The following is a 14053-nucleotide window of genomic DNA, read 5'->3' on the forward strand; positions in this document are numbered from 1 at the left end:
AGATGGTGCAGCCCTTAGTCCTGAGCTCGTGTCGGGTGCGGTCCAGAAGCCAAGCGCCCGCGGTATCGAGACGTTCGACACGGGAGAGATCGAACGTTATTTGTGTGCCCTTGGCGGTGGCGATCAGGTCTGCCGCGACGAGTTCCATGGCGGTGGCTTGTTCCGCGCTCCAGGAGCCTGAAATTTCGACCACGGCCTCCCGGCCATCCCGCCCGAGCCTCCACTGCGGCGGGTGGCGTGAAAGACTGTCCGGCCGATCGAGAAGGGGGACGGAACCCTCGAGGGTCATGGTGGCTCGTTCCTCCTGCGTGAGGCCTAATGCGACAAGAGCACCGGAACAGTCATGGAGCGGAGAATCTCCCGGGTTGTGCCGCCGAGAACCATCTCCCGTAGGCGCGAATGGCCATAGCCACCCATGACGATCAGGTCGGCGCCCGTGTCGGCCGCGTGGGACAGGAGCATGTTGGCGACGTCAATGTCATCGATGAGAAGTCTCTTCGCGTCGGCCTGAACCCCATGCCGGGCCAAGTGCCGGGCCAGCATTCTGCCCGAGAGATGGGGGTTCTCGTTCTCTTCTTTCCTGATCGTGACAACCTCCACATGGTGGGCGAGCGCCAGGATCGGCAGGGCGTCGGCGACGGCTCGCGCCGCCGGCGGACCGCCGTCCCAAGCGATCAGGACACTTCCGATGGCGGGGCGTGTCCGGATATACGGCACAATGACAAGAGGCCGCCCCGAGCCGAAGAGGCACGCTTCAACAATGTCAGAGGTGTCAACGCCGTTCGGATCGGGCTGTGGTAGGACGATCGCATCGAAGCAGCGCGCCAATTGGCTCAAGGAATAGCCGACATCTCCGGCAAGGGCCTTGAATCTCACAATATCGATCGACGCGTTGGCGTCTCGGGCTGCTTGCGAGAATTCGTCAATGGCCTTACTCGCTGCAGCTTCGGCATCCTCTTTGATGCGGGAGAGAACATCCTCCGAGAACTCAGCGGCGAGGTTGGGCGGGAGCGAAGGCTCGATGATGGGAGTTGCCGCGGTCAGGGAGGCGCCACAGGCTGCTGAGAGCGACAGTGCATAGACACCGGCTGCTTCCATGCCCCGGCCGACCAAAACCAAGAGATCCTTGAGGGCCATGCCTCTCTCCCACAGGACTACGCGGATTGCCCATCAATCACTGCTCACGCCCTGGAGAGAGAGTGTCACAAAGGAGATCGCCAACTTTGACTTAACGCAATCTTGACTGGCGGACGTCGTCGAAAGTTGACGAAGAAGCTTAGCTGGAAGAGCTGACCACCGCACCGAGGAGCAGCATGATATGGCCCTCACCCCATGTCGGCAGGAGAATTCGCGCATAGTCTGCGGCCTTTTCACCGGCGGCAGATCGGAAAAATGTCGGAGCACCGCGCGCGACCGTGACGCTGCATTGCCGCGTCAGTCCTTCCAAGGGCCCGTGCTGCCGGACCTCGTCCGTGAACAATCCCTTCAAGGGGGTACCGTATTGCGATGTGATATGCTCTCCGGCGTGCTCGAAGCGGAAGCGCTCCGGATTCTCGAAGGCTTGCACCAAGATGACGCGGCTGGTGAGTTCCGGAATCGCGGACAGGTTGATATCATCCGAGAAGGGCATGAAATTCTCCCCGCGGATAAGATCTTTCCAATAGGTCTGGAGGCGAGCCAGCTCGGGCTCCATCATTTCGGGAAGAGAAAAAGTCGCCGGATCGGTTTCCATGGCACCATCTCGCAGCGAAGCAGGTCAGGCCATCATAGATCAAGCAGTCAGTTTCTTTAACTCCGCTATCTTTGATCATGTCAGCTCAAGTGCCTGTCCTACCTTTCAATCGCGAGAGGAATCTAAATGCCCCAGGTTATCACCTTGACAATGAATCCGGCACTGGACATCGCCACAAGCGCCGACGCGGTCATCCCTACGGACAAAATCCGTTGTGGGGCGCCCCGGTACGACCCGGGAGGGGGTGGGATCAATGTAGCACGGGTGATCCGGACCCTCGGTGGTGATGCCTTTGCCGTGTTCCCTGCCGGTGGAGCAGTCGGAATGGCTCTGGACGCTCTGCTGGACCGGGAGCACATTCTCTATTGCCGCGTTCCGATCATGGGGGTCACACGAGAGAGCTTCACGGTTGATGAGCGGCGGAGCGGACAGCAGTATCGCTTCGTGTTGCCCGGCCCGACCTTGGCAGAGGAGGAATGGCAGGCCTGTCTCGCTCGTCTCGCGCGGCTGGCTGAGAGTGCCCGTTTCATTGTCGCCAGCGGCAGCCTACCGCCCGGGGCTCCCGCCGACTTCTTTCAGCAAGTGGCCGATCTGGCAAAACACCTCGGAACCCGTTTTGTGCTCGATACGTCGGGAGACGCGCTGCGTCAGACCCGCTCGGGAGTGTATCTCCTGAAGCCAAGCCTTCGCGAGCTTCAGGAATGGGTGGGCCGGGATCTCCCCGAGGAGGCCGACCAGATTGCCGCCGCCCGTAGCCTGATCGCACAAGGTGTGAGTGAGGTCATGGTGGTCTCCTTGGGCGCCAAAGGCGCTCTTCTGGTTTCGGCAGAGGAAGCTGAGTGGCTGGCTCCCATTGCGGTTCCCATCCGGAGCGCCGTTGGGGCGGGAGACAGCATGGTTGGCGCAATTGTCTTCGGGCTTACGCGGGGCCTGGACCTTCATCACGCCGTGCGCCTGGGGATGGCTGCGGGGGCAGCCACGCTCATGACGCCGGGGACGGAGCTCTGCCAGCGGGAGGATGTGGAGCGTCTTTATGAGGCCTCAACCGAAGGGCGATCGTCGGATGATCGCCTGGAGGTTGTCAGTGAGGCTCAGCGCTCCAGCCGTCGTTCCTGATTGCTGAAGACGTCGCTCGTGAACCGAGCTGACGCTGCGCGGATGGGGAGAGTGGCTGTGTCGGCGATCGAGACCTATCTACCGCAAACGCGGATTGCCTATCTCACCATGGAAATCGCTAAGGCCCGAGATGCATACCTACGCAGGCGGTCTTGGTGTCCTTGCGGGCGATGTAGCACGCTCCGCCGCCGACCTGGAGCTCCCGATGGTGTTCGTCACGCTGGCCAGCCGGGACGGATACCTCCTTCAGACGATCGATCAGGATGGGGGGCAAATCGACCGTCCTGATCCCTGAGAGCCGGAGATATGGGCTGTGCTACTGCCGGCAATGGTCGCCGTCGCACTCGACGGACGCGAGGTATGGATACGTCCCTGGCTTTACGAGCTCGCATCTCCCCTCGGATATAAGGTTCCGGTGATTCTCCTGGACACTCACCTCGATCAAAATGATGCTCGGGACCGTAACATCACAGGTCAGCTCTACGGTGGCGGGGAAGTCGAACGCCTCAAGCAGGAGGCCGTGCTTGGGATTGGTGGCGAGCGTATCCTGCGGGCGCTCGGGTTCAGTATCGAAACGTATCATCTGAACGAGGGACATGCAGCGCTTCTGCCCCCCACTCTTTTGCGTCGCCACCGTCGCGCGAGTTCAAACAACCTGCCGGAGCCCAGCCCTTACGATATCGCCCCTGTTCGCAGGCAATGCATTTTTACGACGCACACGGCAGTCGAGGCAGGTCATGATCGTTTCGCCTATAAGGACATTAGCCGGATCCTTGGCGACTTCATTGATCTCGACCAGTTGAAGATCCTTGGAGGGCCGGATCGCCTCAACATGACGCGGGTTGCGTTGAGCCTGAGTGGTTACGTCAACGGCGTCGCCCGGCGCCACGCTGAAACGACGCGGCAGCTGTTTCCTGGCTATCGCGTTCGCGCCATCACCAACGGAGTCCATGTGGAGCATTGGACCCATCCGGCCTTCGCGAAAGTGTTCCAGAACATACTCCCTCACTGGTGCCATGAGCCAGAAGTGCTGTCGCGTGCCGATCAGCTCAGCGATGGGAGTGTCTGGGAAGCCCATTTGGAGGCAAAGCGCGAACTRCTGGCTTTGCTCAGGTCTCGCGTCGGCATCGGCCTGGATCCTGACTCACCGGTACTCAGCTTCGCACGGCGCATGACAGGGTACAAGCGCCCGAACTTGCTCTTTGCCGAAGTGGGACGCCTTCGTGCCCTCCACCGACGCTTCTCGCTGCAGATCATCGTCGCCGGAAAGGCCCACCCCCGGGATGAGGGTGGGAAGGCCCTGATCCAGGAGATCACCGGGCATGCTCGCCACGCCCGTGACGTTCCCATCATCTTCATACCGAACTACGACATGGAGATGGCCAAGACGCTCGTGGCCGGCAGCGATATCTGGCTCAACACGCCGCTTCCGCCGTTGGAAGCCTCCGGAACAAGCGGCATGAAAGCCGCCCTCAATGGGGTGCTGAACTTGAGCACTCTTGACGGATGGTGGCTTGAGGCTTGTGAGGAGGGAATCACGGGCTGGAGCATTGACCATCCACCTGAAGGGGCCACAGCGGATCACGCCAGGGTTCTTTACGACAAATTGGAGACGGTCGTTCTTCCGCTCTATACACAAGACAGATCACGGTGGATCTGGATGATGAAGCAGACGATCAGCAGAATTGGCCCGATCTTCAACAGTCAGCACATGATGCGGCGCTACGCCAGCGAGGCTTATTTGCGGTGACGGCAGATGTCCTCCATCAAGACGTCCAAACCACTCAACGCATCATCACAATCACACGATGGCAGGTATACAGACCACGCACACGGCCCAGCATCCGGCGTCCTGCGCAAAACTCCTCCTGTGATTGATTAAACGCAATATCCCGAGACCGGGACTTGGCATTCTGGATACAGCTGGGCGGGCAGTGAAAGGACCTCGGGAGGGAAGCCGTCATCTGCCTTCCGGTAAGTGAGTGCCCTCAGGGACGCGGACGGCCGGCCTACAGGCGCCGGGCGTGGAGGGATGAGGCTGATACTGCATCACAGCCACAGGGCGCAAAGCCCGAACGGAGTTTGACATGGATTACCGATCGTTCCTCGTCCACGTTGAAATTGACAGCACGTCCTCGGATGCACGCATTGAGCTCGCCGCGTCGTTGGCGAAACGATTCGATGCGACTTTGATCGGAGTGGCAGGCTCTGCATTGCTACCCCTGCCCATCGCTGATCCGTATGGTGTGGTCATCGATGGTGAACTCTTTGCTGCGGAGGAGACGCGTCTCAAGGAGGATCTGAGCGCCGCCGAGGACCGATTTCGCGAGAGTCCCTTCTGCAAGGGTTTGTCCACTGATTGGCGCTCGGCCATCGAGCGGCCGGCCGATCTCATCACCCGAGAGGCGCGTGCTGCCGACGTCGTTATCGTGGGACGTGACTTGGAGCGGATCCGCCGCAACCCGCCCCAGGCTGCCGATCCTGGAGACATCCTGATGCGCCTGGGTCGCCCCTTGCTCGTGGTGCCCCCTGGAACGGGTGCTCTCGAGGCACAGCGCATCCTGATTGGGTGGAAAGACACGCGTGAGGGACGCCGGGCCGTATGGGATGCCCTGCCGTTTCTGGAAAGAGCCGAACGCGTCCATGTGATTGAGGTCGCTGAGGAACGTGGCCTTGATCCCGCGGCCGTACGGGCAGACGACGTCGTCTCCTATCTGGAGCGGCACAAAGTGGTCGCGGAAGCAGAAGTCCGAACGCAGCGCGAGAGATCCGTCGCCGATGAGCTGCTTCTTGTTGCCGAACAAGTGGATGCGGACCTCGTTGTGGCGGGTGGCTACGGCCATGCGCGGCTGAGGGAATGGATCTTCGGCGGGGTTACCGGCGATCTGCTCTTGCATAGCCCGAAATGCTGCCTCCTCTCGCACTGAGCTTACGAGCACTGGAACTCTTCGGGCCCAGAGGCCCTCCTGATGGGAGCCTCAGGCGCGGTCCATCCGTGGGCCTCAAAAATGAACTGGTCCGGAGCGCTTGCCACCAGTGCGAGGCCCAGCATGCCTGGCTCGGGATGAGTGATGATGAAGGTTGCGGTTTTCCGCATCAGCTCCTCAAACGGTGCCTTATGTTCGAAGGCAGTCCGCAGTTCACCGTGGCCAAGCATGCTCGGGATCCGCCGGGGGATGCCGCTGCCAAGGAAAACGCCGCCAGTGGCGCCGAGGATGAGGGTCAGATCGCCCGCGAAGCGCCCCAGGAGAGACGCGAAAAGACGGGTCGCCTCGGACGCGGCTCTTTCTTGGCGACCGACTGCTTTCGCGATCACATCGGCAGGCTCCTCGCAGGTCGCCGGGGCGCCAATCCGGCGTGCGATCGCGCCATAGAGGCGAACCAGACCAGGTCCGGACAGCACGGCTTCAGCCGTGATCCGGCCACCCGGATGGTCGATGAAAGGCCAAGTTGCAAGCTCTTCCACCTGGCACGCTCCGAAATCGATGTGGCCCGCCTCGGTGGAATGAAGCCAGTGGCGCTGTCCAACCGGAATACAGGCAGCAACACCCAACCCTGTGCCGGAGCCCAGGGCCAGACGGGCACCGTTTCCACAGGGAAGGGTCGGCCCAAGCTGCACAAGCTCATCCGTCCGTTCCGGATTGAGGAGCAGAGTAGCGGCGGCAACCGGAATATAGTCGTTGACCAGCACGACGTTTGAAAGGCCGATATCGACGCCGATCCGTTCCGCATCGACGATCCAGGGAGCATTGGTCAAGGAAGCGACAGAAGAGCCAACGCGTCCGGCGATACCAAGGAATGCAGAGCGCGGGGGCTCGCCGCCGAGCTCATCCAGAGCCGTGCGAATGGCCATGACCGGGGTCGCGCGCGAAGACGTTGGCATGAGCACAGGACGTGAAAGATCTCTTCCAGGGCCGGGCAGGATCGCAAACCGGCTTGTGGTGCCGCCGATGTCGCCAATCAGGACCGGGAATGTGAACATATGCTCGCGTCCCAGGTGCTATGAACTAGATCGCGATTTGCTTGCCAGCGGTTCGCCTGATCTCCCGCTCGATTTCAAGAACTCGCATCGTGGTCTTGAGAACAGAGTCAGGATTGAGACTGATCGAGTCGATCCCAAGCCGGACGAGATATTCCGCCACCTCCGGATAATCGGACRGAGCCTGGCCGCAGATCCCTGAATGGCGGCCGTTGCGGCGTGCGCCTTGAACGGCAAGGTCGATCAGCTTCAAGACGCCAGGATCGCGTTCATCGAAGTCAAAGGCGACGATCTCGGAATCCCGATCTACCCCGAGCGTCAACTGTGTGAGATCATTGGAGCCGATCGAGAAGCCGTCAAAGCACCGCGCAAATTCATCGATCAGGATGACGTTATTCGGGATCTCGCACATCACATAGATCTCGAGATCATTCTCTCCCCGCTTGAGGCCGAACTCAGCCATTTTTGCAATGACCCGTTCCGCCTCCTCCACCCGTCGACAGAATGGGATCATCAGGACGATGTTGGTCAACCCCATCTCCTCACGAGCCCGCCTCAGCGCCGCGCATTCAAGCGCAAAGCCGGCCTCATAGGCGGGGTGGGCATATCTGGAGGCGCCGCGGAACCCGAGCATTGGATTGGCCTCTTCGGGCTCGAACGCTCTGCCGCCGATCAAGTTGGCGTACTCGTTCGTCTTGAAATCCGACAGTCGCACGATGACAGGTTTGGGAAAGAAGGCTGCGGCGATGGTTCCAATGCCTTCAGATAAGCGCTCAATGAAATAATCCGCCGGCTTCGGGTAGCCTTCCGTCAATCGCTCGATTTCAACACGTTCCGCGGGATCAAGGCGATCCGGATCAACGAGGGCCATCGGATGGATCTTGATGGCATTCGTGATGATGAACTCCATCCGGGCAAGGCCGACGCCGTCGTTCGGGAGGAAGCTCAAGGCAAACGCGCTGTCGGGCTCGCCTACGTTCATCATGATCCGGGTAGCAGGGCGCGGCATCGCGGACAGGTCGATTGTCTCAACATCGAACGGGACTATGCCCTCATAGACCCGGCCGGTAATCCCTTCGGCACATGAAACGGTAATCAGATCGCCGGTGCGGATCGCACGGGTCGCGCGGTCGGTGCCAACCACGGCGGGCAGACCAAGTTCGCGGGCGACGATGGCCGCATGACAGGTGCGCCCGCCCCGGTTGGTGACAATGGCAGAGGCTGCCTTCATCACGGTACCCCAGTCAGGGGAGGTGGTATCAGCGACCAGAACCTCGCCGGGCTGGAAGGCTGCCAGATCGGCCTGATGGGCGATGACGCGGGCCCGGCCAGCCGCAACCTTGGTTCCTACGGCGCGGCCCGTAATCAGAACCGTTCCTGTGCCGGCCAGATGATAGTCCTCAAGCTTGCTGCGGTCGATMCTTGACGCGACAGTCTCAGGTCGGGCTTGGACGATGTAAATCTCTCCGTCGACTCCATCCTTCGCCCACTCAATGTCCATCGGGCGTTTCTCGCCGGCTCTCCCGCTGTAGTGCTCCTCGATCTTAATGGCAGAATCAGCAAGGAGCAGCGCTTCCTCGTCACTGATGCAGTAGCGCTCCTGCTCCTTCCGATCGGTTGGAATGTTGCGGGTATGCTCGCGCGTGCCGCCTTGAGCATAGACCATCTTGATTTTCTTGGTACCCAAAGCCCGGCGGAGCACCGTGCGCTTTCCTTGTTTGAAGGTCGGCTTGAAAACATAGAACTCGTCGGGGTCGACGGTCCCCTGGACCACGTTCTCGCCAAGCCCATAGGCTCCGGTAATAAACACGACGTCGGGGAATCCGGTTTCGGTATCAATCGAGAAGATGACACCGGACGCGGCGAGATCGGAGCGCACCATTTTCATGATGCCGACCGAATTCAGAACCTTGAAATGGTCGAAGCCGTTATTGATCCGGTACCGGACGGCTCGGTCCGTGAACAGGCTTGCGAAGCACCGGCGTACGGCATCGAGAACTTGCCCCTCGCCGGCGATGTTGAGATAGCTCTCGTGCTGCCCGGCAAAGCTCGCGGTCGGGAGATCCTCAGCCGTCGCGGAACTCCGTACGGCAACTGTCAAGCCTGAGCCATACTCGCTTGCCAACTCCTGATAAGCCCAGAGGATTCCATCAACCAGCTCTTGGGGCAGGGGAGCGTTGTAAACGAGTTCTCGTGCCTGATGCGCACGCTCGGCCAGATCGGAGAGGTTGTCAGGATCAATGGGCTCGAGAGTGGCGTGCAGGCGCGACCAGATACCGGCGTGTTGCAACGTCGACCGGTATCCCTCTGCGGTGACAGCAAACCCATTCGGGATACGCAGGCCCATCGGCGCCAGCTCGCGATAGAGCTCTCCGAGGGAGGCATTCTTTCCCCCGACAAGCGGAACGTCGTTGAGCCCGATGTCGCGGAAGAACCGGATGAATTGATAGCCTGAAGGCATAGCCGCTCCATCCCGTGGTAGGGTATCTACCGCTGGGGATTCGCTTCACTCCATATGGCGCAGTTAGCGACCACACAGAATGAGTGAATCCTCCGATATGCAGAAACCAGGCTGCGGGCGCCTGGATTCCGGCTATCATTATTACCTGCGGATTCATCGCTCCATTTTGACTTTCATCAATGTCAGGGCCCGAGACTGGCAGAACGTCTTCCTCAGATGCCATTATTGTCGGCAACACCATTTCCGGGGCTGGGTCACTGCAAGGAACGGCTGCAGAGATCACGCCAATGGCGGCCGGCGCCTTTGCCAGATTCCGTCTGCGAGGGTGCCGCACGCACCCCTCACAACCATGCGGAGGATCCTATGATCAAGGACATCCTTGTGCATCTTGATGGAACCGACGACGACGAATGGCGAATTGCCTACACGGGGCTTATCGCCCGGATGTTTCAAGCACACGTCACCGGTCTGTTCCTTCATCGGCTCACCACTGGAAGCATCCCGGTCGAGGCCGGCTATTTCGACAGGGAAGCGCTCGAGCATGTGATCACGCAGGTTCGCGTAGAAGGTGATCGGATAGAAAAGAGGCTGATGAACAAGCTTTCCCGTCTCAATCTTCCCTTCGAAATGCGTCGCATTGACGCCTCTTTCGACCAGATTGTTCAAGCCGCGATCACTGAAGCCCGTGCAACCGACATCTGCGTCCTGCTCAGACCATATGCATCTGATGGCACGCCCCGTTGGCTTGGGATTGCTGAGGGTATCCTGTTTGGGTCCGGTCGATCCATTTTGATCGCTCCCGAAGATCTGTCAGGCTGCCATGGCATTGAACATGTTCTGATCGCATGGAATGCAAGTCGTGAGGCGGCGCATGCTGTGGCCGAAGCAATGCCTTTCCTCAAGCAAGCCCGCGAGATCACCGCTATCATGGTTGAACCGGAACCTGGCGATGTGGGAGATCTCCGAGGGGCGCGGCTCGCTCGGCATTTGGAGCATCATGGGATCAAACTCGGCATCCGCGTTGTGCATACACACGGACTCAAGGTGTCCGAGATCCTTCTTCGGGAGGTCGCCAGAAGTGACGCGGATCTCATGGTGATGGGCGGCTACGGGCATACCCGTCTTCGTGAGTGGGTTCTGGGCGGGGCAACCCGCGACCTGCTCCACCGCACGTCGATTCCGCTACTTCTCGCCCACTGAAAGTCGTCGCCTATCCCCCCTCGGACGGACAACAGGCGTTTTGCAGCAGCCATTGGAGGGATGTGAGTCATGAACACGCTCGTATGGCCTGCTGGACCTCACCGCTATGATGTGGCGACTGACGCAAAAGCCATCATCGGCCATATCTGGATTCGCATGGATGAGGTAACAATCGAGGTTAGTCGAAACACAGGACTCGAAGGGATCTCATCCGGCCCCTATGCTTCGCTTGACGAGGCCATGACTGCCATCGCTGAGCATGCTCAGGGGACGTGCAAGTTGGGACGACGTGCGGAGCCGTAAGCACCACGCGTCTGGAGGAGCACCGATTGCTGATTCCTCGCCTCATGGAACGTGGTATATTCAGTCTACTTCGACCGAGGGTTTGGAATGGAGTTGAGCATGCTGGACTTAAAAGTCCCTGACGATCTCTGGGCTACGGCCACCCTGCCCGAAGGCGTACTGGAACGCTGGCTCGTGTCCAACGGCGCGACCGTCCGCGCAGGTGAGCCCGTTGCGATCATCAGGATCGAAGAAGCGCTCCATGAGATCATGGCCCCAGCCCACGGACGGCTCGCGATCACCACTGCCGAAAGCAGCGTGATCGAACCAGGGACACTCCTCGCGCGCGTAAGTTCTGAAGCAGAATAGGCCGGTTCCCGCTGGTTAGCTGGCCTTTAGGCGGGATTTCTTGAAGCAGCATCATTGTTCGTGGGCGGAGCCGTCGTGGTCATTGACCATGCGTTCGATGGTCTGCGCCGGGTCAGCTTCGGCCGGGCTCAGGGCCTGCAAGCGGACGATTTCAGGCGGCTCTGCGCGATGACCTGAGGGCATGCTCGACTGTCAGCTCTGTGCACGCGCCTCCGGAGAATTCCTCCCGTCGATGGTGCTCTCGAAATATCTTCACACAAGAAACTCCTTCTCCAGCGATGGCCGAGGACAAAGAGGGAATGCAGAGGGAAGAAATACTCTGAAGGTTGTCTGTCTATCTAATCTGGGAGCGCAGAATTGCGCCCGAGTTAAGCTTCATGGCTGAGCGGCTGCACTTATTCAGTTGGAAGCCTCCATAGTAAGAGGCACCTGACAGTCTGCACCCATCACGCCGGATGGTCGCCAGCCGCACTGGCGTTGTGAATTCTGCTCCTGAAGCCATGCCGTCAGCGGCCGGAAGTATTCCAGCAGCGCGTCGGCTGACAGCTCGCGGGTGCCGGCGAAGGCCTCAAGGGCGTCTGGCCATGGTTTGGAAGCTCCCTGAGCGAGCATGGTGTTGAGCCGCTGTCCCACCGTTTGATTGCCGTAGAAGGAGCAGCGGTGAAGCGGTCCTGTCCAGCCGGATTGGTCGCAGGCTGCCTTGTAGAGCTGGAATTGAAGGATGCCTGCCAAGAAGTAGCGCGTGTAGGGCACGTTCGCCGGGATGTGGAATTTGGCGCCCGGATCAAACTGCACCTCGGTCCGCTCGATTGGCGGGATGATGCCCTGGTGCTGCCGGCGCAGGTCGTCCCAGGCTGTGTTGTAGGAGGAGGCTGGAATGCTGCCGTCGAACACGCCCCAGCGCCAGCGGTCGACCAACAGACCGAACGGCAGGAAGGCGATCTTGTCCAGCGCCTGGCGGAGCAGAAGGCCGAGGTCCTTATCCGGAGATGGAACCTGATCCTTGCTGAGGAGCCCGATCTGAACGAGATACTCGGGCGTGACCGACAAAGCCACCATGTCGCCGATGGCCTCGTGGAATCCATCATGCGCGCTGCCCCGGTAGAGATAAGGCTGCCGGTTGTAGGCCCGCTGATAGTAGTTGTGGCCGAGCTCGTGATGGACGGTCACAAAGTCCGTCGCATTGATTGCGGTGCACATCCTGATGCGCAGGTCATCCCGGCTGTCCAGGTTCCAGGCCGAGGCGTGGCAGACCACGTCCCGGTCGGCGGGCTTGGTGAACATCGAGCGCTGCCAGAAGGTCTCGGGAAGCGGCGCGAAGCCCAGTGAGCTGAAGAAGTTCTCCGCCGTCTTGACGATCCGGCGGGCATCGTAGTTGTGGCTGATGAGCAGATCCGTGAGGTCGTAGCCGACATCCCCGGCTCCCGTGGGGGCGATGATATCGTAGATCTCGCTCCATTCCTGCGCCCACAGGTTTCCGAGAAGATCGGCGCGGATCGGGCCGGTGGCCGGCTGGACAGCGTCGCCGTGGTACTTGTGCAGCTTGGCTCGGGTGTAGCAGTGGAGCTGCTCGTAGAGCGGCTTCACCTGAGCCCAGAGCTGATCTGTCAGGGCGGCGAATGCTTCGTGCGAGAGATCGTACCGCGAGCGCCAGAGCGCCCCGACATCGGCATAGCCCAGCTCGCGTGCCCCCTGGTTGGCGATCTCCACCAGCCGCGTGTAGTCCGTTCGCATTGGCGCCCCGACACTGCTGTGCCAGCTCGTCCACATCTCCTGGAGTTCGGCCGGGTTACGGTTGGTGCCCATCTCGATCTCAAGGTCTTTGCCGGGGATGGACTGGCCGCGCAGGCTGCCACGGCCCCGGCCATAGGCGGACGTCAGGCGTGTTGCGATGGTGCTGAGCTCGGCGGCGGCTCCTTTGCTGGTTGGCGCCGGCAAATCAAGCCCACTGCGCAGGATGTCGAGCTTGCGCCGGGTGTCGTCGCTCAGGCCTTCCGTCTTGAGATGCTGGGCTGCCTCAAGGGAAAAGCGGACGCCCATCTCGGTTCCGCGTGCTCCGAAATAGGCGGCGAGCGCGTCCGTGTCATCAGTAATGTAGGTGCTGTTCACCCAGCCAGCGCGGGCTTCAAGGACGGAGAAGTCTGCCAGCTCTTGTTCCACGCGGACAAGAAAGGCCTCAGCTTCCGTTGCAGTGGGCACATCAGCAGCGGCTGGCTCTCTATCCGCCTCCACGACCGGTGAAGCCGCCAGAGCCACTGAGTTTAGCAGGGCAGGGATACAGCTGGCGAGGAGCATGGTGAGGGCAAATACCGTGGATCGGATTGCTGTTGCCATGATCGGTTGCGCCTTCTGCTCACCAGGGCCCGTTCCTGATGCGACGCGGGTCGGTCGGCTAGGAGAGCTCACCCTGCTGTGCCGCTGTGTTTTCATCAGCTTACCGAGACCTCCGTTGGCCTGTCGTGTTGCGGATCGTCGGTGCAGTCTGGGCTTCCCGTCTCACCTGCGGACCCGACAGAAGCCGGAGGTCCAGATGCTGCTTGGTTCGCCGACAGGGTAGAAAGCCCAGTTCACGCCGGCCGGTCGTGGTTGAGACCCGCCAGACGCATCCGGACCTTCGGTCGACCTGAAGAACGAAGGTTTCACGCGCCAGGGCCGGACCAGGCTTAGCAGTCAAGGCCCGCTCGCTTGTGTTGACCCTCGTGACAAGGGGCGCCGCGACAACGATGCCGGCGCACATCAGAAGCATGATCAGAGCGAGGCGAAGAGGGCGTGTCATGGCGGGTGCCCCTGGATTGCCACGGCGAAGATTAGACAGCTGATGCTGCAGAGACTTTCGCTATGTTCGTCTCTCGCCGAAGGGCCTCCGGAGCTCATCATCCGACCCAATGCCGGAATGCCCTTGGCCGCGGCTGTT

The 14053-nt window shown here is 60.6% G+C and carries 13 protein-coding genes; 7 read left to right on the forward strand and 6 right to left on the reverse strand.

Annotated elements, in window-relative coordinates; genetic code table 11:
* The 3 genes from ACXJKO_RS04270 to ACXJKO_RS04280 all read right to left on the reverse strand — a co-directional run.
* A partial coding sequence (locus ACXJKO_RS04270; RefSeq protein ID WP_457089841.1) for an STAS domain-containing protein occupies nucleotides 1-289 on the reverse strand: 289 nt, incomplete at its 3' end.
* Between the two features lie 26 nt (nucleotides 290-315).
* A complete protein-coding gene (locus tag ACXJKO_RS04275) occupies nucleotides 316-1137 on the reverse strand; it encodes a universal stress protein (RefSeq protein WP_457089842.1) in 822 nt (273 codons plus the stop codon).
* A 139-nt stretch (nucleotides 1138-1276) separates the two neighbouring features.
* A complete protein-coding gene (locus tag ACXJKO_RS04280; protein ID WP_457089843.1) occupies nucleotides 1277-1732 on the reverse strand; it encodes a hypothetical protein in 456 nt (151 codons plus the stop codon).
* A 126-nt stretch (nucleotides 1733-1858) separates the two neighbouring features.
* Between ACXJKO_RS04280 and ACXJKO_RS04285 the strand changes: the two genes are divergently transcribed.
* The 4 genes from ACXJKO_RS04285 (at nucleotide 1859) to ACXJKO_RS04300 (ending at nucleotide 5775) form a co-directional block, all read left to right on the forward strand.
* Nucleotides 1859-2848 (forward strand): 1-phosphofructokinase family hexose kinase, encoded by a 990-nt coding sequence (locus ACXJKO_RS04285; protein ID WP_457089844.1) that lies wholly within the window; start codon nucleotides 1859-1861, stop codon nucleotides 2846-2848.
* Nucleotides 2849-2978: 130 nt separating this feature from the next.
* Entirely contained in the window at nucleotides 2979-3143 is a 165-nt protein-coding gene (locus ACXJKO_RS04290; protein ID WP_457089845.1) for a hypothetical protein, read from the forward strand.
* An 18-nt stretch (nucleotides 3144-3161) separates the two neighbouring features.
* Nucleotides 3162-4598, forward strand: coding sequence for an alpha-glucan family phosphorylase (gene glgP, locus ACXJKO_RS04295; RefSeq protein WP_457089846.1), 1437 nt, complete (start codon nucleotides 3162-3164; stop codon nucleotides 4596-4598).
* 337 nt (nucleotides 4599-4935) lie between these two features.
* Entirely contained in the window at nucleotides 4936-5775 is an 840-nt protein-coding gene (locus ACXJKO_RS04300; RefSeq protein WP_457089847.1) for a universal stress protein, read from the forward strand.
* A gap of 2 nt (nucleotides 5776-5777) precedes the next feature.
* On the opposite strand, the gene ACXJKO_RS04305 is transcribed toward ACXJKO_RS04300, so the two are convergent.
* On the reverse strand, nucleotides 5778-6830 hold the full coding sequence (locus ACXJKO_RS04305; protein WP_457089848.1) for a glucokinase: 1053 nt from the start codon (nucleotides 6828-6830) through the stop codon (nucleotides 5778-5780).
* 25 nt (nucleotides 6831-6855) lie between these two features.
* Nucleotides 6856-9288, reverse strand: coding sequence for a phosphoenolpyruvate synthase (ppsA, locus tag ACXJKO_RS04310; protein ID WP_457089849.1), 2433 nt, complete (start codon nucleotides 9286-9288; stop codon nucleotides 6856-6858).
* Nucleotides 9289-9651: 363 nt separating this feature from the next.
* On the opposite strand from ppsA, the gene ACXJKO_RS04315 reads away from it, so the two are divergent.
* The 3 genes from ACXJKO_RS04315 (at nucleotide 9652) to ACXJKO_RS04325 (ending at nucleotide 11139) form a co-directional block, all read left to right on the forward strand.
* Nucleotides 9652-10488, forward strand: a complete 837-nt coding sequence (locus ACXJKO_RS04315) for a universal stress protein (RefSeq protein ID WP_457089850.1) — start codon at nucleotides 9652-9654, stop codon at nucleotides 10486-10488.
* 69 nt (nucleotides 10489-10557) lie between these two features.
* Entirely contained in the window at nucleotides 10558-10791 is a 234-nt protein-coding gene (locus ACXJKO_RS04320; RefSeq protein ID WP_457089851.1) for a hypothetical protein, read from the forward strand.
* 99 nt (nucleotides 10792-10890) lie between these two features.
* Complete coding sequence (locus ACXJKO_RS04325) at nucleotides 10891-11139, forward strand: biotin/lipoyl-containing protein (RefSeq protein WP_457089852.1); 249 nt, start codon at nucleotides 10891-10893, stop codon at nucleotides 11137-11139.
* Between the two features lie 399 nt (nucleotides 11140-11538).
* Here the strand turns inward: ACXJKO_RS04325 and ACXJKO_RS04330 are convergent, their stop codons facing one another.
* Complete coding sequence (locus tag ACXJKO_RS04330) at nucleotides 11539-13473, reverse strand: M2 family metallopeptidase (protein ID WP_457089853.1); 1935 nt, start codon at nucleotides 13471-13473, stop codon at nucleotides 11539-11541.
* Nucleotides 13474-14053: the final 580 nt, after the last annotated feature.

Source organism: Microvirga sp. P5_D2, assembly GCF_054049475.1.